Source organism: Rhodanobacter lycopersici, assembly GCF_040812335.1.
GTDB lineage: Bacteria > Pseudomonadota > Gammaproteobacteria > Xanthomonadales > Rhodanobacteraceae > Rhodanobacter_A > Rhodanobacter_A lycopersici.
The window spans coordinates 439,785-459,447 of record NZ_JBFOHK010000002.1 but is presented as its reverse complement, the minus strand read 5'-3'; the positions used below and the strand labels follow the sequence as shown (position 1 = coordinate 459,447).

The 19,663-nt window shown below is 68.7% G+C and carries 19 protein-coding genes; 7 read left to right on the top strand and 12 right to left on the bottom strand.

What is annotated here, in order from left to right; all coding sequences use genetic code 11:
* Positions 1-44: 44 nt before the first annotated feature.
* Entirely contained in the window at positions 45-998 is a 954-nt protein-coding gene (gene pip, locus ABQJ54_RS08935; protein WP_367853946.1) for a prolyl aminopeptidase, read from the top strand.
* Here pip and ABQJ54_RS08930 read toward each other — a convergent pair.
* The 4 genes from ABQJ54_RS08930 to ABQJ54_RS08915 are packed head-to-tail and all read right to left on the bottom strand — an operon-like array spanning position 989 to position 5,157.
* A complete protein-coding gene (locus tag ABQJ54_RS08930; RefSeq protein WP_367853945.1) occupies positions 989-1,672 on the bottom strand; it encodes a DUF2894 domain-containing protein in 684 nt (227 codons plus the stop codon). The two genes, pip and ABQJ54_RS08930, sit on opposite strands and share 10 nt — an antisense overlap.
* Positions 1,662-2,306 (bottom strand): OmpA family protein, encoded by a 645-nt coding sequence (locus ABQJ54_RS08925; protein WP_367853944.1) that lies wholly within the window; start codon positions 2,304-2,306, stop codon positions 1,662-1,664. Before ABQJ54_RS08925 ends, ABQJ54_RS08930 begins: the two co-directional genes overlap by 11 nt.
* The gene (locus ABQJ54_RS08920) at positions 2,303-4,465 is read right to left on the bottom strand and encodes a DUF802 domain-containing protein (RefSeq protein ID WP_367853943.1); all 2,163 of its coding nucleotides are present in this window, start codon (positions 4,463-4,465) and stop codon (positions 2,303-2,305) included. Before ABQJ54_RS08920 ends, ABQJ54_RS08925 begins: the two co-directional genes overlap by 4 nt.
* Before the next feature lie 2 nt (positions 4,466-4,467).
* Positions 4,468-5,157, bottom strand: a complete 690-nt coding sequence (locus ABQJ54_RS08915) for a DUF3348 domain-containing protein (RefSeq protein WP_367853942.1) — start codon at positions 5,155-5,157, stop codon at positions 4,468-4,470.
* A 171-nt stretch (positions 5,158-5,328) separates the two neighbouring features.
* Between ABQJ54_RS08915 and ABQJ54_RS08910 the strand changes: the two genes are divergently transcribed.
* The 3 genes from ABQJ54_RS08910 to ABQJ54_RS08900 all read left to right on the top strand — a co-directional run bounded on the left by ABQJ54_RS08910 (position 5,329) and on the right by ABQJ54_RS08900 (position 9,071).
* Complete coding sequence (locus tag ABQJ54_RS08910; protein ID WP_367853941.1) at positions 5,329-5,970, top strand: glutathione S-transferase family protein; 642 nt, start codon at positions 5,329-5,331, stop codon at positions 5,968-5,970.
* Between the two features lie 141 nt (positions 5,971-6,111).
* The gene (locus tag ABQJ54_RS08905; RefSeq protein ID WP_367853940.1) at positions 6,112-7,983 is read left to right on the top strand and encodes a M1 family metallopeptidase; all 1,872 of its coding nucleotides are present in this window, start codon (positions 6,112-6,114) and stop codon (positions 7,981-7,983) included.
* 101 nt (positions 7,984-8,084) lie between these two features.
* Positions 8,085-9,071: an alpha/beta fold hydrolase gene (locus ABQJ54_RS08900; protein WP_367853939.1), complete on the top strand. Its 987-nt coding sequence runs from the start codon at positions 8,085-8,087 to the stop codon at positions 9,069-9,071.
* A 67-nt stretch (positions 9,072-9,138) separates the two neighbouring features.
* Here the strand turns inward: ABQJ54_RS08900 and ABQJ54_RS08895 are convergent, their stop codons facing one another.
* Complete coding sequence (locus ABQJ54_RS08895) at positions 9,139-9,750, bottom strand: methyltransferase family protein (protein WP_367853938.1); 612 nt, start codon at positions 9,748-9,750, stop codon at positions 9,139-9,141.
* 119 nt (positions 9,751-9,869) lie between these two features.
* Between ABQJ54_RS08895 and ABQJ54_RS08890 the strand changes: the two genes are divergently transcribed.
* The gene (locus ABQJ54_RS08890; protein ID WP_367853937.1) at positions 9,870-10,391 is read left to right on the top strand and encodes a hypothetical protein; all 522 of its coding nucleotides are present in this window, start codon (positions 9,870-9,872) and stop codon (positions 10,389-10,391) included.
* A gap of 128 nt (positions 10,392-10,519) precedes the next feature.
* Here the strand turns inward: ABQJ54_RS08890 and ABQJ54_RS08885 are convergent, their stop codons facing one another.
* The 4 genes from ABQJ54_RS08885 to ttcA form a co-directional block, all read right to left on the bottom strand.
* Positions 10,520-11,290 (bottom strand): M48 family metallopeptidase, encoded by a 771-nt coding sequence (locus ABQJ54_RS08885; RefSeq protein WP_367853936.1) that lies wholly within the window; start codon positions 11,288-11,290, stop codon positions 10,520-10,522.
* A 255-nt stretch (positions 11,291-11,545) separates the two neighbouring features.
* Positions 11,546-12,463 carry a recombination-associated protein RdgC gene (locus tag ABQJ54_RS08880; protein WP_367853935.1) on the bottom strand — a complete coding sequence of 306 codons (918 nt, stop codon included), beginning with the start codon at positions 12,461-12,463 and terminating at the stop codon, positions 11,546-11,548.
* Between the two features lie 146 nt (positions 12,464-12,609).
* Positions 12,610-13,812 carry an amino acid aminotransferase gene (locus ABQJ54_RS08875; RefSeq protein WP_367853934.1) on the bottom strand — a complete coding sequence of 401 codons (1,203 nt, stop codon included), beginning with the start codon at positions 13,810-13,812 and terminating at the stop codon, positions 12,610-12,612.
* 64 nt (positions 13,813-13,876) lie between these two features.
* Positions 13,877-14,707 (bottom strand): tRNA 2-thiocytidine(32) synthetase TtcA, encoded by an 831-nt coding sequence (ttcA, locus tag ABQJ54_RS08870; protein ID WP_367853933.1) that lies wholly within the window; start codon positions 14,705-14,707, stop codon positions 13,877-13,879.
* A 101-nt stretch (positions 14,708-14,808) separates the two neighbouring features.
* Here ttcA and ABQJ54_RS08865 point away from each other — a divergent pair, with 101 nt between their 5' ends.
* Both ABQJ54_RS08865 and ABQJ54_RS08860 read left to right on the top strand, forming a co-directional pair.
* Positions 14,809-15,015 (top strand): YdcH family protein, encoded by a 207-nt coding sequence (locus tag ABQJ54_RS08865; protein WP_367843160.1) that lies wholly within the window; start codon positions 14,809-14,811, stop codon positions 15,013-15,015.
* A gap of 12 nt (positions 15,016-15,027) precedes the next feature.
* Positions 15,028-15,636: a GNAT family N-acetyltransferase gene (locus ABQJ54_RS08860; RefSeq protein ID WP_367853932.1), complete on the top strand. Its 609-nt coding sequence runs from the start codon at positions 15,028-15,030 to the stop codon at positions 15,634-15,636.
* Between the two features lie 67 nt (positions 15,637-15,703).
* On the opposite strand, the gene pssA is transcribed toward ABQJ54_RS08860, so the two are convergent.
* From pssA to ABQJ54_RS08845, 3 genes are read right to left on the bottom strand one after another with little or no spacing between them, the layout of a single operon-like run.
* The gene (gene pssA / locus ABQJ54_RS08855) at positions 15,704-17,101 is read right to left on the bottom strand and encodes a CDP-diacylglycerol--serine O-phosphatidyltransferase (RefSeq protein ID WP_367853931.1); all 1,398 of its coding nucleotides are present in this window, start codon (positions 17,099-17,101) and stop codon (positions 15,704-15,706) included.
* 48 nt (positions 17,102-17,149) lie between these two features.
* The gene (locus tag ABQJ54_RS08850) at positions 17,150-18,628 is read right to left on the bottom strand and encodes an efflux transporter outer membrane subunit (protein ID WP_367853930.1); all 1,479 of its coding nucleotides are present in this window, start codon (positions 18,626-18,628) and stop codon (positions 17,150-17,152) included.
* Positions 18,625-19,656, bottom strand: coding sequence for an HlyD family secretion protein (locus ABQJ54_RS08845; RefSeq protein WP_367853929.1), 1,032 nt, complete (start codon positions 19,654-19,656; stop codon positions 18,625-18,627). The genes ABQJ54_RS08850 and ABQJ54_RS08845 overlap by 4 nt, the downstream gene beginning before the upstream one ends.
* Positions 19,657-19,663: the final 7 nt, after the last annotated feature.

Below are 19,663 nucleotides of genomic sequence, written 5' to 3'. Positions count from 1 at the left end.
GCTCCCACAAGCCGCTCCTGCACACGTCAACGCAGGAATCCGCCATGCGCGAGCTGTACCCCGAGACCGAACCCTTCCGCACCCGCCGCCTCGCCGTGGATGCGCGGCACACACTGCACGTGGAGGAGTGCGGCACGCCCGGCGCGCTGCCCGTGGTATTCCTGCACGGCGGCCCCGGCGCCGGCATCGCGCCGTACCATCGCCGCTTCTTCGACCCGGCGCGCTGGCACGTCGTGCTGTTCGACCAGCGTGGCGCAGGGCAGTCGACGCCGTTCGCCGACCTCGGCGACAACACCACCGCGCATCTGGTGGCGGACATCGAGGCGCTGCGCGAGGAACTCGGCATCGAGCGCTGGGTGGTGTTCGGCGGCTCGTGGGGCTCCACGCTGGCACTGGCCTATGCCGAGGCGTATCCCGAACGCGTACTGGGGCTGGTGCTGCGCGGCATCTTCCTCGCCCGCGACGAGGAATTGCGCTGGTTCAACGAGGCGGACGGCGGCGCGCGTTTCATCTTCCCCGAGCGCTGGGCGCGCTTCCGCGATTTCATCCCGGCAACCGAGCGCGGCAACATGATCGAGGCGTACTGGAAGCGCCTCGATGGCGACGACGAAGCGCTGCGCCTCGCCGCCGCGCAGGCCTGGAGCGCCTATGAAGGCGGCAGCACCACGTTGCTGCACGATCCTGACGCGCCCGGCGATTTTTCCGAACCGCACAAGGCGGTGAGCCTGGCGCGGCTGGAGACGCACTACTTCCGCCACGGCATGTTCCTCGAACCGGGCCAGCTGCTGCGCGACGTTGACCGGCTCAGGCGCATCCCGGCCACCATCGTGCACGGCCGCTACGACATCATCTGCCCGGCGAAGACCGCGCTCGACCTGCATGCGGCCTGGCCCGAGGCCGCGCTGCGCATCGTGCTCGCCGGCCACAGTGCCGCCGACGCGGCCATCGTCGATGCCCTGGTCGAAGCCACCGACAAGCTGGCGGATCGCTACGGCTGACCGGGCGACGGATTCGCCGGCTGCCCCTTCCGCCGGCCACCACCGGCGCGCGCAGGCTTGCGGACACCTGCGGCGCCATCGACATCACTGCCGATGGCTGCCCTGCCGCCCAATTGCTCCATCCATGTCAGCACGTCGGCGTAGGCGATGAAGTGCTGCAGGTACCCGGGCGAGATATCGCGCATCAGTGTCATGGCACGGTAGGCAAGCACGCGCGAGTGCAGCGGGCCGGCGTCCTCGGGCAACGAATCCAGGCACTGGCGCAGCAGGCTGTCGATGCGGATGCGGCTCCACAATTGCCGGAACTCGTCCAGCACCGGCATCGGCGCGATATCGGCCATGGGGGCTTCCTCGCCGGCCGGTTCCATCGGCGCGGCTTGCGGCACGGCATCCAGTCGCGGCGCGTCGGCGAGCCATGCCAGCAACTGCTTCAGCGGGCTTTCGTCTGCGCGGCGTGGCGGCCTGGCCCCGGGCGGGTCGGCGAGCAGGCCGGCGTAGGCTTCGGCGAGCTCCTGCAGGCGTGCATCCAGTCGCTGCCGCAACACGCCGTCATGGCGCACGGCACGTTGCGCCATCGCCGCCATCAGCGCGAAGCGCAGCGGGTCGACGCGGTCGGCGCCCTGCTCGCGCCAGGTCGCCAGCCGCGCATGGATGTCGGCCAGCTCAGTGCGCATCGGTCTTGTTGTTGCGCGGGATCGGCGCGATTTCCACGCGGCGGTTCTTCGCACGGCCAGCGGCGCTGTCGTTGGAACTGACCGGCTGCTCGGCACCGAATGCGGCGGCGAACACCGACGAGGCCGGCACGCCATCGGCAATCAGCGCGCGGGTCACGGTGAGCGCGCGCGCGGCGGACAACTCCAGGTTGTCGGCGAAGCGGGCATTGGCCACGCGCACCGGCTGGTTGTCGGTGAAGCCGCTGACCATCAGGATCTCGTCGCGCGAGTGAAGGTAATCGCGCAACGGCCCGGCAAGGCTTTGCAGCAGCTCGCGGCCTGTCGGCTGCAACTGGTCGGAATTGAGCGCGAACAGCACGCTGCCGCTGATGCCGATGCGGCCATCGACCAGGGTCACGCGCCCGGCGGCCAGCGGCGCGGCCAGCGCCTGCTCCAGCGTCTTGAGCCGGGCGGCCTCGGCCTGGCGCTGCTTCACTTCCTGGTCCAGGCGGTTGTGCAGCAGCAGCTGGATGCCGATGACGCTGGCCAGGATCAGCACGAAGGCGCCCAGCAGCACCGACATCAGGTCGCCGAACGCGGCCCAGGTGGTGGCGCCGGATTCGGTGCCGGGCTCGAACTCGATCTCGTCGCTCATGCGCTTGCGGGCTCGGCGTCGCTGCGCGTGCCGGCGAGCTGCTGCAGTTCGCCGATGATCTGCTTCTGCGAGAGCATGCTCAGCTCGATCACCTCGCGCGCCTGCGCCACGTAGTAGGCCAGCTGTTCGTCGCTGCGCGCCAGCGACTTGTCCAACGCCGCCTCGATGCCCCGCAGGCGCTCGTTCAACGCTTCGGTGGATTGCCCGAACAATTGCACCGCGCCGCCGAAGGCCTCGCCCAGGCTGGCCACTTCCACCGCGCTGCCGGTGACGTGGGCGGCGGCTTCGTCGAGCCTGCCGGTCTCGCTTTCGATCCGCGCGGTGAAGCGGCTGCCGACGCGTTCCAGCAGGTCGGCCGAGGTGGCGACCAGTGCGTCGATGGCGCCGCGCTGCTCGGTGGAAGCGTGGTTGACCGCGTCGAGCAGGGTCTGCAGGGTCTCCAGCAGGCGGCCGCGTTCCTCCAGCATGGCGGTGTCGCGCACCATGCTGTCGGACAGCTTCTGCCGCAGCTCGGCCACCACCTCGGCGGCCGCACGTGGCGCCTCGGAGGCGGTGGCGACCAGCCGCGAAATCTCGGCCAGGGTGTCGCGTGCCTGCGCCTGCGCCTGCTCGCCCATCGCCTGCGCGGTCTTTTCCAGCGTGGCGCAGACCTGCTGCTGGTGCGCGGCCACCTGTTCGTTGCCCTGCTCCCAGCGCTGGCCGAACTCGCTGGTCAGCGCGGCGAAGGCGTCGCGCCATTGCGCAAGGCGCTCGGCGTCGCGCGCTTCCAGCGCATCCTGCAATTCACCATGCGAGCGTTGCAGCGACCGGACCATCGTGCCACTGCGCTCGGCGAATGCCGCCTGCAGATCGCCGTGCGATTGCTGCAGGGCGTCGATCAATGCACGGGAGCGCTGGTCGAAACCAACCGAGGCGGCCTCCCATGCCTGTTCGTTGCGCCGGGCCAGGGCATCGTGCGCCTCGTGCTGGCGGGTGAGCGCGCCATGCCACGCCTCGGCGGTGCGGGCCGTGTTGTCTTCCAGGCGTACGGACACACCATCGACCAGTGCGGCCGAACGCTGCTCGAAGGTGGCGGCGAACTGCTGCAACGCCTGCCGCAGGTCATCGGCCAGCGCCGCATTGCCGCGCTGCTGCTCCGCGACGGCGGCGCTCCAGCTTTCGCGGGCCGCGCCGGCCGCACCCTGCACCGTGGTGGACAGGCCGGCGAGCTGCTGGCGCACGGCCTGTTCGATGGCGGCGTGCAGGCGGCCAGACTGCTCGGCCAGCCCGGCCATGGTGCTGTCCACCACCGGCTGCAGCGCTGCACCCACGGCATGGGCCTGCCGGGCGATGCCGTCGTGCAGCGCCTGCTGCAGGCTCGTGGCCAGTTGCGTGTAGGCCGCCTCGGTGCGCTGGTGGAAGGTCTCCTGGCCAGCCTGCAGGCGTTCGCCGGCGACCTGTTGCTGGCGTTCCAGCGTGTCGGCCAGCGTCTGCAGGCGTTCCACCAGCACCGGCATCAGCGCGTTCTGCTCCTGCAGCAGGCGGAAGGTTTCGCGGCGCTGTGTAGACTGCGAGTGATGGCCCAGGTGCGTGGCGATGCCGGTATCCAGCTGCTGCACGGCCTGCGCGCGCTCGCCTCGCAGCAGCGCCGACAACAGGCCCAGCGCGGCCGAGGTCGCCACGCCGGCGATCGACGTGCCGAAGGCGAAGCCCAGGCCCTTGACCGGTGCGGCCAGCGAGCTGCGGATGGCGTCCAGGTCGGTGGCGCTTTCCAGTGCCAGGCCGGTGCCGCGCAGGGTGGCCATCATGCCCAGCAGGGTGCCGAGCATGCCGAGCAGCACCAGCAGGCCCACGAGGTAGGGCGCCAGTGCCGGTGCGGGCAGGCCGACGCGCTCGCCTTCGACGCGCAGGCGCACGCTGTTGCGCAGGCCCGGCTGCAGCTGCGACAGCCAGCCGCCGAGGTTGTCGGCAGCTTCGCCGATGGACGGCAGCGCCCGCACCAGGGTGGCGGTGGCCTGGCGGTAGCGCAGCAGCTCGAACGCGCCCGCCAGGTAGCAGGCGGCGATCAGCGCGGCGACGGCAGCGGCCAGCGTGTGGTTGCCGAGATAGCCGATGCCGATCCAGCACACGGCCAGCAGGCCGGCAAGGAACACGACGGGGACGAGGAGGTTTCTGGACATGGTTACCGGGTACGCAGCGCTGCGAGCAGACCGTCGATGGGGTGGAAGCGGACCTCCAGTTCGGCCAGCAGCGCCATGCGCATGTCCTGGCGGAACCGTGCCAGCCAGGGGCCGGCGGCGGAGGTGTCGGTGGAGCATGGGGCGCCGGCTTCGCGCAGACGCCGGTAGTGCAGGCCTAGCAAGCCGGGAACCCCAGCCAGCAGCATCTGCTCGCGCGGGCTGAGCACGGCCTCCATCACCGCATCCACCTCGGCCAGCCGCGCCTTGGCCGGCGACTGGCGGGCAAGCGCGTCGCGCAGGCGGCCGCGCAACCGGCCGGTGGCGGACTGCATTGCGCGCTGTGCAGCCATGCAGTGCTGGCGATAGGGCTGGTAGTCGTCGTCGATGGCGGGAGCATCCTTGCGGTCGGGCGGGGGCGGCGCGATGTCGGCGTCGATCGCCTCCATCAGCACATGGCGCACACGCACGCATTCGGCATCGTGAGCCTCCTCGGCATCCGCGCCGTCCTCGGCCGCGGGAAGGCTGCCATCCAGCGCGCGCGACAGCACGAGTGCGCGGTTCCAGTCGAACCAGTCGGCCAGCCGCTCGGTCAGCACCGGCGGCGTACGCGGCAGGTCGGCATCGCTGAAGCGGGCCAGCAGGCGGATGAACGCCGGACCCGGCACGGGCGTCCGTGTGGAAGCTTTCGCCATGAATCCAGAACTGAAAAGGGGCCATTTTACACGGCGGCGCGAATCACCCGCCCGCGTGCGCGACCTCGCGGAACTGCATCGATTCAGCAAGGTAGCCGGCGCTGCGCAAAAAACGGATGGTGGCCTGCCGCATGGACCCAGACACTGCCGACTCCCGCCACGGAGCCCGCCATGCTCACCCTGTTCGATTATCGTCCCTCGCAGAACGCCTGGAAGGTCCGCCAGCTGCTGCAGCACCTTGGACGCCCCTACCGCACCGAGCTGGTGAGCATCTTCGAAGGCGAGGGACAGAACGTGGACTACCTGCGCATCAGCCCCACCGGCACGGTGCCGGCAGTCCGGCTCGACGACGGCCGCACGCTGGCCGAGTCCGACGCGATCCTCGCCTATCTTGCCGATGGCACGCCCTACCTGCCCGCCGACGCGTATGGCCGTGCCAAGGTGCAGCAATGGCTGCACTTCGAGCAGGAGCGCGTCGAGTCGGTGATCGGCACGCTGCGCCACTGGACGCTCACCGGCAAGCTTCCGCGTCGCCCGCCCGCGCTGGTCGAGCTGAAGCGCGCCGCCGCGCTGCGCACGCTGGCGATCCTTGAGCGCGAACTGGTTGCGCGGCCATTCATCGCGAGCGGGCACTACACCATCGCCGACATCGCGGTGTTCGCCTATGCCAGCCGCACCGAAGAGGCCGGCCTGCCGCTGCAGCCGTACCCGCACGTTCGTGCCTGGATCGCGCGGGTGGAAGCGCAGCCCGGCTTCCTCGCCCAGATGTACCCGTACAGTGGGGACCCGCACAGCGGCGACGAGCTGCCCTGACCTGCGGCAGCGCCGCCGACCGCGGCGCGCACGATCGGCGGCAACGAAGTTCCCGCAGCTGTCTCCCGCCTTCCGCCACGGGCCAGGCAAGACCCTCCGATGGCATACTCGCGGCTTTCCCGCATTCCCAGGAACCGCTGCATGCGCCTGCTTCCCTTCCTCGCCCTCGGCGCCCTCGTGCTGCCGCTGGCCGCCCGCGCCAACGATCCGAACTCGTATGCCCAGCCCGACCAGGTGGTGGTGACGCATCTCGACCTGGACCTGAAGATCGATTTCCCGCACAGGCAGTTGGACGGCGTGGCCACGCTGAAGCTGGACTGGAAGAACCCGCACGCGCAGGCGCTGGTGCTGGACACGCGCGACCTGCAGATCGCCTCCATCGCCGCGGTGGGCGCCGACGGCAAGACCAGCGCGTTGAAATACGCGCTGGCGCCCGCCGACAAGGAGCTGGGCAGCAAGCTCACCATCGAGGCGCCGAAGCATCCGGCGCAGGTACGCATCAGCTACGTCACCTCGCCCGGCGCCTCCGGCCTGCAGTGGCTGCCGCCCGCGCAGACGGCGGACAAGAAGGCACCCTTCATGTTCTCGCAGTCCGAGTCCATCCATGCGCGCTCCTGGGTGCCGCTGCAGGATTCGCCGGCGATCCGCTTCACCTACGACGCCCACGTCAGCGCGCCGAAGGACATCCGCGTGATGATGAGCGCGCTCAACGACGCGAAGCATCTGCTGGACGGCGATTTCCGCTTCGACCAGCCGCACCCGATCCCCTCCTACCTGCTGGCGATCGCCGCCGGCGACATCGCGGTGAAGGAGACCGGGCCGCGCTCGGCCGTGTATGCCGAACCCTCGGTGGTGGACGGGGCCGCGCGCGAGTTCGCCGACACCGAGAAGATGATCGAGACCGCCGAGCGTCTGTACGGCCCCTACCGCTGGGGCCGCTACGACCTGCTGGTGCTGCCGCCCTCCTTCCCCTACGGCGGCATGGAAAACCCGAACATGACCTTCGCCACGCCCACCATCATCGTGGGCGACAAGAGCCTGGTCAGCGTGATCTCGCATGAGCTGGCGCATTCGTGGTCGGGCAACCTGGTGACCAGCGCCGCGTGGCGCGACATCTGGCTCAACGAAGGCTTCACCACCTACGTGCAGGGCCGCATCACCGAGGCGCTGTACGGCAAGCGCCAGGCCGACGAGGAGGCGCTGCTCTCGGCACGCGCGCTGGAGAAGTCCATCGATCGCATGCCCGCGAACTCGCAGAAGCTGGCGCCCGATCCGCGCGGCGTGGGCGCCGACGATGCGCTTTCCGACGTGGCCTACGACAAGGGCTCCTGGTTCCTGCGCACGCTGGAGCAGAGGTTCGGCCGCGAGCACTTCGACGCCTACCTCAAGAGCTATTTCGACCACTTCGCCTGGCACAGCATCACCACCGAGCAGATGCTGGCGTACCTCAAGCCGAACCTGATCGAGAAATACCCCGGCAGGATGAGCTGGGACGAGGTGCAGCAGTGGGTCTACGGCACCGGCATCCCCAAGGATGCGCCGCTGCCCGACTCGCCGCGCTTCGACACGATCGACAAGGAACGCGGTGCCTTCCTCGCCGACACCCTGCCTGCCGCGAAGCTGGACGCGAAGGACTGGAACACCCAGGAGTGGATGTATTTCCTCGACCGCCTGCCCGACGAGCCCAGGCTTGAGCAGGTGCAACAGCTCGACGCCGCTTGGCACCTTACCGGCACGCACAACGCCGAGATCGGCATGCGCTGGTACGTGCACGCCATCGCCGCCGGCGACAAGGCCGTCTGGCCCGCCGCCGCCGAGCACATGGCCCGCATCGGCCGGCTCTACCTCACCATGCCGGTGTACGGCGCCTTCGCGAAGACGCCCGACGGCCTCGCCTACGCCGAGCAGGTCTACGCCAGGGCGAAGGACGGCTACCATCCGCTGACGCAGCAGGCGGTGGAGCGGCTGTTCGCCAAGGCGAAGACGAAGCTGGAAGCAACCGGCGGCAGGTAAGAAAATTGAAGCTCGTCATTCCGGCGAAAGTCGGAATGACGCTCCGCAAGTCCGAAACCCTCTCTGCCTGGCGGGAGGGCATTCAAACCCCGAGAACTCCCATGCCCATCTCCAACGCCTCCACCCGCCCGCTCTGGCAACGCATGCTCATCCGCCGGCTGAAGTTCCTCGCCATCGTGGTCGTGGTGCTGGGCGTGCTGCTGGGCGGCAGCTACCTGTTCGCGCCGCAGTGGCTGTTCCGCGCCGACATCGCGCGCGAAGCGATGGCCGCGCATCTGGAAAAGCACACGGTGCAGGCGGGCGACACGCGCTGGTCGTACTACGAAGGCGGCCAGGGGCCCACCATCGTGCTGCTGCACGGCTTCGCCGACAGCAAGGAAGTGTGGCTGGACGTGGCCAAGCAGCTCACGCCGCACTTCCACCTGGTCATTCCCGACCTGCCGGGCTGGGGCGAGTCCTCGCGCGACATGAACGCGAGCTACAACATCGACAACCAGGCTGCGCGCCTGCAGAGCTTCGTGCAGACGCTGGGCCTGGGCCGCTTCCTGCTGGTGGGCCACTCGATGGGTGGTGCGATCGCCGGCGTCTACGCCGCCGAACATCCCGAGCACGTGGGCGAACTGGCGCTGCTCGATGCGTTCGGGCTGAAGTTCAAGGAAAACGCCTTCGCCCGCGAGACGCTGGCGGGCAAGGACCCGTTCGTGTTCTCCGATCGCGCCGGCTTCTGGCGCAGCGCCGACCTGGTCTTCGACAAGCGGCCGTCGATCCCAGGCCGCTTCGTCGACGTGCTGGTGGCGCGCAACGTGAAGGACCACGCCTTCATCGCCAAGGTGTTTGACGAACTGCGCGAGCCCTCGCAATACCTCGCCGTGCAGAACCGGCTGGACAAGCTCACCATGCCGGTGCTGGGCCTGTGGTGCAAGGACGACAAGATCATCGACATCTCCGCACTGGACAGCCTGCGCAACGGGCTCACCCATGCCCCCGCGATCAGCACCAGCACGCTCATCGGTTGCGGCCACATGCCGGAACTGGAGAAGCCCGAGGAAACCGCGCAGATCCTCACCTCGTTCGCGCTGTCGCACTGAGCGATCACGACTTGCAGGAGCGGCTTCAGCCGCGATCCCGTTACGTTGATCGCGGCTGAAGCCGCTCCTACAACACACCCGGTATCAACGCCTTCGTGCGCCGCATGTAGTCCACGTAGGCGGAGCCGAAGCGTTCGCGCATCCACGCCTCCTCGTGGCGCAGCTTGAACCAGAACGCTGCGGCGACGAGTGCCAGGGCCAGCAGGCCGCGCCATTCGCCAAGCACCAGCGCCGTGCCGAGCAGGCCCAGCAGCATGCCGGTGTAGATCGGGTGGCGCACCCGGTGGTAGGGACCGGCCACGACCAGTTCATGGTCCTGCTTCAGCTGCACCGTGGCGCTCCAGTTGCGTCCGAGCACGACCCGCGCCCAGCAGGCGAGCGCCAGGCCCAGCAACAACAGGGCCAGGCCGACGCACGGCCATATAACGCCATGCGGCAAGAAACGCTGCGCCAGCCATGGCCAAAGCCGCCATGTTCCCCGGCTGAACAGCAGCACGTAGGCCACCACCAGCGGCACGCGATAGGTCAGGAACGAAGCCCAGCCATCCACCCGCGCCGCGGCCTTGTTGCCGAATGCGCTGATGAACCAGTACAGCAGCCACGCAACCCAGATGACGACGACGGCGAGATCGGCGTAATTCTCGAAGGACGACATGGCGGCAATCTGCGAGGAAGTCATGCCAAGCATGCGCCGTAGCCGTACCCGGATCGAGTGACGGTTGTCAGGTGGCTCGTATACTCAACGCGCTTCCGGCCCCAAGCGGAAACTTCGCAAAAAGATCTCAAAGGGAGTGCTGTATGTCGAGCAAGCAAGCGATCTTCGAGTTCGGAGGCAAGGCTGCCGTGCTACTCGGCTGGGCTTCGTTACTAACAATATTCGCGACACTTGGCGCCCTGTCATTTGTTCACGGGGAAAGCGGTTTCCCATCGGCATTTGCGTTCTTCACCATGTTCTTTTCCGTCATCTTCGGCCTTCTGCTTCTGTCGAAATCAGACGTAGTGATTACTGATTACGGCATAGCGAGAATGCTGTGGGGCTGGAAATGGAAGGAGTTCAGGTGGGAAAACGTTGACCGGGTTGCGGAATTCCCCGTTTCGAATGGACAAAGCAAGTACGTGTGGGCACTAAACCTCTTTCCGAGGACCAAGTCAGGAATACGCTTCACACCGTCAGGGAAAATGTTCTTTACGTTGACGATGCGCAATCCTTCTGAGTTGATCGATCAACTGAATCACTTCATCAGTGTTCATCACATTGGCCTGACCGTGCGCACTACGCCCCTGGCTGCCGCTGAGGCTGCAGATCGCCTATCAATCTGAGCTTGCGGAAACCATGGCTTTCCGCTGTCGGCCCGAAACGTACGCCTCACACCATTGGGCCAAGCAAGAACGCCGCGTGCAGAGCTACGGTGCAGTAGTGATGAAAGCTGCCGTCGTCTCAACGATCGTCAATCCGCCACGTCCGCCACCAGCCGGTCCAACTCGGCCTTCAACGTGGCGCCGTTGACGCGCAGCCAGTCGCGCTGCTCGCGCCAGTCGGGCAGCAGCTGGCCCACCTGCGCCCAGAAACGTGGCGCGTGGCTGCGCACCTTGAGGTGGCAGAGCTCGTGCACCAGCACGTAGCGCAGCGCAGCGGGTGGCGCGAGCGCCAGCGCGAGGTCGAGGTTGATGCGGTCGCGGGTGTCGAGGCTGCCCCACAGGCTCTTCATCGGCCGCACCTTGAGCGCGGTCGGCGCCAGGCCCAGTTGCGGCACGTAGAACGCGAGCCAGCGCGAGACGTCGCGACGGATCAGTGATTCGAGATGCGAGGCCAGCAGGCCGCGCGCCACCGGCAGGGCGCGGGTGTGCGGGCGCGGAATCACCAGGGTGAGGCCGTCGGCGTGCGCCTCGATCTTCGGATAGGCGCCGTCGGCCCAGTCCAGCGTGGCCACTTCGCCGCGCAGCGGCAACGTGGTGGCATGGCCCACGCGCAACGGCGGCAGCGGCTTCACGATCAGGTTCAGCTCGTCGAGCTTCTGTTCCAGCCAGTCGGCATGGTGGCGCAGGAAGGCGCTGACCTGGGCCGGATGGGTGCCGTCGGGATAGGTCACCCGCGCGCCCTTGGGCGTGACGGTGAGACGCAGGCGCCGCGCACGCGGATGGGCGGCCTTGAGCACGCGGATGGTATTGCCGCCTGCGGTCGCCAGTTCCAGCCAGTCGCCTTCGAGATGCTGCGCCATGATCCTGCTGCCTGCCCTTTCGGAACCCCGGACAACCGCCTTCGTGGCAGTCATTCGAGTCAGCGGATACGGCTCATGTCCGGATCCGCTTCCGCCGACCGGGCACTTGCGTGCCTGACCGCGTGCGGCGCGTCCCTGTGCCACAGGCACATCGAGATTTTCGCTGCGCCCGGACGGACAGTATGTGGGGAGAACCGCACCCCCGCGCAAGGGCCGCGGGTCATGGACCGCGCCAGGCCTTGCCTGGCGCCAATCTCAGCCGTCACTGGGACGAGGCAGGCCGAACCATTCCTCCAGTTTGGCCAGCAGCCGCTCCAGCTCCAGGGTGAGCAGGGCGAAACCGGCGTCGGCCTCGGCGGATGCGTCCTCGAAGCTGTCGCCCAGCTCGTCCATCACCACGTCGAGGAACTTCAGCTTACGCACGATCAGGTCTTCGCCCAGCACGAAACTCAGGCGCTCGTCGAACACCAGGCCAAGCTGGAACACCTGCTTGCCGTTGCGCAGATGCTCCTTCACCTCTTCCGCATCGAGATCCTGGCGGCGGCACTTGGCGATCGCGCCGGTGGCGGTGGCCGGGTCGCGCAGTTCCACTTCGTCGCCGAACGCGAGGCCGGCGGGCAGCGTGCCGTTGGCGAGCCAGTCGGTCATCAGCGCGCGCGGGCCTTCTTCCGGCGCCAGTGGCACGGCAGGGAAGCTGCCCAGTGCCTCGCGGATCTGGCTGAGCGCGTTCTCGGCCGACTTGCGGCTGGAAGTGTCCAGCACCAGCCAGCCGTGCTTCGTGTCCACGTAGGCCGACATCCGCGAGCTGCGCACGAAGGCGCGCGGCAGCAGCTCGGTGAGCAGGTCTTCCTTGAGGCGCTTGCGCTCGCGTCCGCCCACCTTGCGGCCCTCCTCCTCGGCGATCTTGCGCACCTTGCGCTGCAGCTCGTCGTTGACCACCGCGGCAGGCAGCAGCTTGTCCTCGCCGCCCACGGTGAGCCAGGTGCAGTGCTTCACCGCGTGGGTGAGCGGCGCCTCGTCGCCCCGGCCGACCGGCGGCACGAAGCCCTTGGTGAACATCTCCAGCGGGCCGCAGGGACGCAGGCGGTGCTCGCCAAGCGCTTCATCGAGGCGCTTCAGGTCGTCGGCAACGGCGGGGGAAAAACGGAACAGGGTGAGGTTGCGGAAGAACATGGGGTATCCAATAAAAGCGCGACGAAAACGCCGTTCGCACTGAGCGTAGGCCCGAAGGGCCGAAGTCGAAGTGCAGTGACGTTTCGACTCCGCCCGCCACGCGGGCTACGCTCAACGCGAACGGCTCGTGGTGCTGTGCGAGGTGATCAGCGGCAGACGGCGGCAACTGCCTTGGTCACATAGTCGATATTGCCGGTGTTGAGCGCCGCCACGCAAATGCGGCCGCTGGAAAGCGCGTAGATCGCGAACTCGTCGCGCAGGCGATCCACCTGGGCCTTGCCGAGGCCCGAGTAGGAGAACATGCCGGCCTGCCGGTTGATGAAGCCGAAGTCCGGCGCGCCCAGCGCGGCGAGCTTGTCGACGAAGGCTCCGCGCATCGCGTGGATGCGGCCGCGCATCGCGCCCAGCTCCTGTTCCCACAGTGCATGCAGTTCGACGCTGTCCAGCACGCCCGCCACCAGCTTGGCGCCGTGGGTGGCCGGGCTGGAGTAGTTGGCACGGATCGTGGCCTTGATGCGCGACAGCAGGCGCGCGGCCTCGTCGCGACCGGCGCCCACGAAGCTGAGCGCACCCACGCGTTCGCCGTACAGCGAGAACGACTTGGAGTAGGAGTTCGCCACCACGAAGGCGGGGATGCCCGAGTCGGCCAGCAGGCGCACCGCGGTGGCATCGGCGGCGGCGTTCTTGTCGAAGCCCTGGTAAGCCATGTCGACGAACGGCAGCAGGCCGCGATCCTTCAGCAGCGCCACTACCTGCGCCCACTGCGCGGCGTCCAGGTCCACGCCGGTGGGGTTGTGGCAGCAGGCGTGCAGCAGCACCACGGTGCCGGGCTCCAGCTTGCCGAGATCGGCCAGCATGCCGGCGAAGTCGAGGCCGTGGCTGGCATCGTCGTAGTAGCGGTAGTCGACCAGCTGGAAGCCGGCGGTGCGGAACACCGCATGGTGGTTGCCCCAGCTGGGATTGCTGATCGCCAGCTTCGCGTTTGCACCCAGCACCTGCTTGAGCAGGTCCGCGCCCACGCGCAGCGCACCGCTGCCGCCGATGGTCTGCACGGTGGCCACGCGACCCGCCTCGAGGACGGGCGCACCCTCGCCGAACAGCAGTTTCTGCGTCGCCCGGTTGTACGCCGGCAGGCCGTCGATCGGCAGGTAGCTGCGCGGCAGGTTGTCGCGCGCCAGCACCTGTTCCACCCGGCGCACCGCCTCGAGCACCGGCACCTTGCCCTGCTCGTCCACGTAGATGCCCACGCCCAGGTTCACCTTCTCCTTGCGCGGATCGACGAGGTAGGCCTCGGTGAGGCCGAGGATCGGATCGCCCGGAGCCATTTCAACGGATGCAAAGATGGACACGTTATTCCTCGCTGATGCCACGTATGGAAGTATGGACGTCCATTCGGACGAACGCCCAATGATCTCAGATTTCACCGCCGGCCGCCCGTTCTCCAGCGCCCAACCCCTCGAAATCGAACAACCTGCGATCGGCCAGCTGCGACGGCGCCACGTTGCCCAGCGCGCGGAACATCGTCTCGCTGCGGCCGGGGTGCTCGCGCTCCCACTCGTCCAGCATGCGCCGCACCTGCTTGCGCTGCAGGTTCTCCTGCGAGCCGCACAGGTTGCAGGGGATGATGGGGAACTCCCGCAGCGCCGCGTATTCGGCGATCTCGCTCTCGCGGCAGTAGGCCAGCGGGCGGATCACCACGTGGCGGCCGTCGTCCGAGCGCAGCTTGGGCGGCATTGCCTTCAGGCTGGCCTGGTGGAACAGGTTGAGGAAGAAGGTGGCGAGGATGTCGTCGCGGTGATGGCCCAGCGCGATCTTGGTGACGCCGTTCGCCGCCGCCCAGGTGTACAGCGAGCCGCGGCGCAGCCGCGAGCACAGGCTGCACATGGTCTTGCCCGCAGGGATCACCCGGGTCACCGTGCTGTAGGTGTCCTGCTCGATGATGTGGAACGGCACGCCGCGCGCGCGCAGGTATTCCGGCAGCACGTGCTCCGGGAAGCCCGGCTGCTTCTGGTCCAGGTTCACCGCGATCAGCTCGAAATGCACCGGCGCCTTCGCCTGCAGTTGCAGCAGCAGGTCCAGCAGGGTGTAGGAGTCCTTGCCGCCGGACAGGCACACCATTACCTTGTCGCCGTCCTCGATCATGCGGAAATCCGTGATCGCCTTGCCGGCCTGGTGGCGCAGCCGCGTGGCGAGGCGCTCGACCTCGGCGGCAGGCGTGGAAACGGTTTCGGGCAGCGCGGACATGGCGAAAATCGGGGTGATGGGACGCCTATTGTACCCGCCCGCTCCACCCGCTTCCGGCGGCGCTACACTACGGGGTATCGCCCGCACCGCCGCACACCGTCATGCAGGTACAGGATCACGCCGAAACCGCCCAGCTGCTCGCCGAACTCCGGCTGGAGCATCGCGACCTCGATGCCGCGATCAACCAGCTGGCCAGCGCGATCGGCCGTGACGAGCTGCAGCTCACCCGCCTGAAGAAGCGCAAGCTGCTGCTGAAGGACCATATCGCGCGGCTGGAAAGCAAGCTGATCCCCGACCTCGACGCCTGACGCCCCCTGCCGATGCCCTTCGCCGACACGACCTTGCTGCGCGACGCGCATGTCGCGCTGGAGCCGCTGAGCCTCGACCACGCCCCCGCGCTGGAGGCGGCCGCCGCCGACGGCGAACTGTGGAAGCTGTGGTTCACCAGTGCCCCCGCCCCCGGCCAGGCCCATGCCTACGTGGAGAAGGCGCTGGCCGGCCAGCGCGATGGCACGATGCTGCCGTTCGCGGTGCGCGAGCTGGGCAGCGGCGAGATCGTCGGCACCACCCGCTACTACGACCTCACCCCGGAACTGCCCCGCGTGGCCATCGGCTACACCTGGTACGCCAGGCGCTGGCAGAAAAGCCACCTCAACACCGCCTGCAAGCGCCTGCTGCTCGCGCACGCCTTCGACACGCTGCGCTGCGTGGCCGTGGTGCTGCACACCGACCACCGCAACCTCGACTCGCAGCGCGCGATCGAACGCCTCGGCGCCCACCGCGACGGCGTGCTGCGCAACGACAAGCGCCGCCCCGACGGCAGCCTGCGCGACACCGTGTGCTATTCGATCCTCGACCGCGAATGGCCGGACGTCAGCTGCTGGCTGGAACTGCGCCTGCAGCGGCTGAGCGCCGGGTCGCCTGCGTAGGAGCGCACCCTGTGCGCGAATGCTTTTCCATTACGTGACGAAGAGCAATCGCGCACAGGGTGCGGTCCTACAGCAGGCGGTTGACCAGCCGGTCCAGCCGCACCCGGCTCAGGCGGCGCAGCAGCCGTCGCACTTCCGGCGGATAGTGCCGGGGGCTTTCCAGTGCATGGTAGTCGGCGAGCCTCGTGGCATGCCGGCGCAGCGCCGCCCACTCGGCCTCGTGCATCGCGTGCAGGTGCCGCGCGGGGTCGCGCAGCAACAGGCCGTTTTCCAGGTCCAGCGCCCAGGCGCGCGGGTTGAGGTTGTGGCCGGTGAGCAGGGCCATGTCGTCGTCGGCGAACAGGCCCTTCAGGTGATAGCTGTTGTCGCCGTCGCGCCACAGCCACAGGCTCAGCTGGCCGCTGGCGATCTGGTGCGCATGCGTGCGGGCGAAGCGGCGCAGGTTGTTCTCGTACAGGTAGGGCAGCAGGCCGATGGTGCGGAACGGCTGGCCGGGCGGAATGTAGAAATCGTTGGCGGTCTTGTCGCCCACCATGATGTCGACGCTGCAGCCGCGCCGCAGCGCCTGCCCCACCGCTGCACGCACCGGCCGCGGCAGGTTGAAGTACGGCGTGAGCAGCACGATGCGTCGCCGCGCACCGCGCAACAGGGCAAGCATGGCGTCGTTGAGCGCATTGTCGGCGCGACCGAAGCCTTTCAGCGGGGTGACCGCCACGGCGCCATCCGGCAATGCCACCGTCGGCACCCCGTAGCCCGCCTGCTGCAACTGCTGGCGGAACGCGCGGATCATCGGCAGCAGGGTACGCGTCGGCGGCGGATCGGGCAGGTCGAGCCGGCGCACCGCCTCGCTGTCACGGAACTGCCGCTGGACAAACGCCGCCATGCCGTCGGCCAGCGCGGCATCACGGATGCAGTGGCAACGATCGAGTCGATAGCGCCCGTGCTTCGCCAGATAGACGTCGTTGAGGCTGGCACCGCTGTACAGCACCGTGTCGTCGAACACGAAGCCCTTGAGGTGCAGCACGCCGAATAGTTCGCGGTTCTGCACCGGCACGCCCCACACGCGCACGCCGCCGCCGTGGCGCTGCGCGCAGTCGCGGTACATCGCCGCGTTGCCCGCGCTTTTCTGCTTGCCGATGAGGCCGCGCTGGGCGCGATGCCAGTCCACGAACACGTCGATTTCCAGCCCGGGCCGCCGCGCACGCGCAGCGTAGAGAGCTTCCATCACTTCCCGGCCCGCGTCGTCGTCCTGCAGGTAAAGCGTCACGATCACGATGCGCCGCGTGGCCTGCGCGATCTGCGCAAACAGGGCCTGGTGCAGGGCCTGCGGTCCCTGCAGGGTTTCGATGGCGCCGGGCGGCACGGCGAAGCCGGGCAACGTCTCCAGCCACGCCCGCGATTTCGGGCGCAGCGGCGAGACGAGGCGGCGTGCAATCCGCCGTGGCGCATCGATCAGCGTGTTCATGCGCCAAAGGATAGCGAAAGCGGGAAAACTTGCCCGCCCTGCACCGCGTCACTGCCTGGCGCTGGCCGCCTGCACCGCATCGTCCCTGAAGCCGCCGCCCAGCGCCTCGACCATGCGCACCGCCAGCTCGGCCTGCCTGCTTTGCAGCACGGCTTCGTTCTGCTCGGCCGTGAGCAGCATGCGGCGGGCGACCAGGGTGTTCAGCTCCGTGCCCAGCCCTGCCTTGTAGCCGATCTGCGCATTGTCGTAGGCGCCTTGCGCGTTGTGCAGCACGTCCTGTTGTGTCTGCAGCTGGCTCTGCACGGAGCGCGACAGGCTGAGCAGGTCGGCCACCTGGTTCACCGCGTGCACCAGTGTCTGGTTGTAGCTGGCCACCGCCTCGTCGTACAGCGCATCGCGGGCACCGAGGCCGGCACGCAGGCGCTTGCCGTCGAACAGCGGCAGCGACAGCGCGGGACCGACGCTGTAGGTGCGCGCGGGCAGCTGGAACAGCGGCACGTTGTCGCCCAGCGCGAGGAAGCCCGCCATCGCGCTGATGTTGAGATTGGGCATGAATTGCGACTTGGCCGCCTTGATGTCCTGCGCGGCGGCTTCCACGCGCCAGCGCGCGGCGACCAGGTCGGGGCGGCGGCCCAGCAGGTCGGCCGTGAGGTCGGGTGGAATCGCCAGCGACACCGGCCGGGGCTCGGCCGGCGGCGCAATCCGCAGGCCGCGATCCGGTCCCTTGCCCAGCAGCACGGCGAGGCTGATGCGCGCGCTGTCGATGGCCGCGGCGGCGGCGGCCAGATGCTGGTGCGCGATGCCGGCTTCGGCACGCGCCTGCAACAGGCTGTCGGGCAGGCCCAAGCCGCTGGCGACGAGGGTATGGGTGAGCGCGGCGATGTGGTCCGAACGTTCGACGTCGCGCTGCGCGATGTCGCGCAACACGAAGGCCTGGCGCAGCTGGATGTAGGCCAGCGCCACGTTCGCCGACAGCTGGATGCGCGCCGCGCGGCGATCCACCTCCGCGGCACGGCTGCGACCCAGCGCGGCTTCCCACGCGGCGCGCTGGCCACCCCACAGGTCGAGGTTCCACGAGAAGTCGATGCCGGCACTCTGCATCCATGCGAACGTGCCCACGACCTCCGGCAGCACCAGGCCGACCTCCTTCTCGGAGAGCCGCGCGCCGGTGGCGGCGTAGCTGGCTTCCACGCTGGGATCGCGCGCGGCGTCGAGCGCCTGCGCCTCGGATTGCGCCAGCCGTGCGCGCGCATCGGCCACGGCGAGGCCGGGGTTGTCGTGCAGCGCTTCGGCGATCAGCGCGTCGAGCTGCGCATCGCCCAGCGCATGCCACCAGTCCTGCTGCGGCCATGCGGCGGGACTCAGCTGCGCACCGGCAAGGCTTTGCTGCGATTGCAGGCTGTCCGGCGCGATTTCGTGGCCAGTGGGGCGCAGGCCGTGGGTGGACGCGCAGGCGGCCAGCACCAGCGCCAGCACGGCCGATGCCAGCGTGCGCGGCAAGCGCGGAACGATGCCCTCGCGGATCATGGCCGCTCCTGCTGCGAGGCGCGGACACCGGCGCGCGGATGCACCTCGATGGTGGCGGTCATGCCGGCGACCAGCACGCTGCCCGCGGGCATGCGACTCGCGTCGATGTCGATGCGCACCGGGATGCGCTGCGCCAGGCGCACCCAGTTGAAGGTGGGATTCACGTTGGCCAGCTGCTCGGGGCTGCCGGGGTTGTCGCGGTCGGCGATGCCGCGCGCGATGCTGTCGATGCGGCCCTCGAGGTGGATGCCGCCGGCCATCAGGCGCACGTCCACCGGGTCGCCCGCGTGCAGCTGCGGCAGCTTGGTCTCCTCGAAATAGCCGTAGAGGTAGTAGCTGTGGCTGTCCACCAGCGCCATCCGCGGCGCGCCCGCGCTGGCATAGTCGCCCACGCGCACCTGCACGTTGGTGGCGTAGCCGTCCACCGGCGCGCGCACCTGGGTGCGATTGAGATTGAGCTCGGCGTTCTGCACCGCCACCTGCGCCTGCGTCATGGCCGACAACGCCTGGTCATGGGCCGCCCGGGCCTGCTTCAGCGCGGCTTCGGACTGGTGCCAGGCCGCTTCCGCCGCCTCCGCGGCGGCGACCGCATTGCTGCGCGCCTCGCTGGATACCACGCTGCCTGCCGGCACCTGGGTGCGGCGCCTCGCCTGCTCGCGGTACATCGCGTAGTCGGTCTTGCGTGCCGCCACGGCGGCGGTGGCCGCGGCGATGTTGGCGTCGGCGGCATGCACGCTGGCGCCAGCCGCGGCCAGGTTGGCCCGGGCCTGGTCGAGCGCCAGTTGGTAGCGCGACGGATCGATCACCAGCAGCACGTCGCCGCGATGCACGAACTGGTTGTCGTGCACCGGCACCGCGGTGACCAGGCCGGCCACATCCGGCGCGACCTGCACCACGTCGGCGCGCACGCGGCCGTCGCGGGTCCACGGCGAGTACAGGTAGTGCTTCCACAATGCGTGGCCGAGCAAGGCGGCGATCACCACCACCACGGCGGTGAGCAGGAAGCGCAGCAGCGAAGTCTTGTTCATGGAGGTA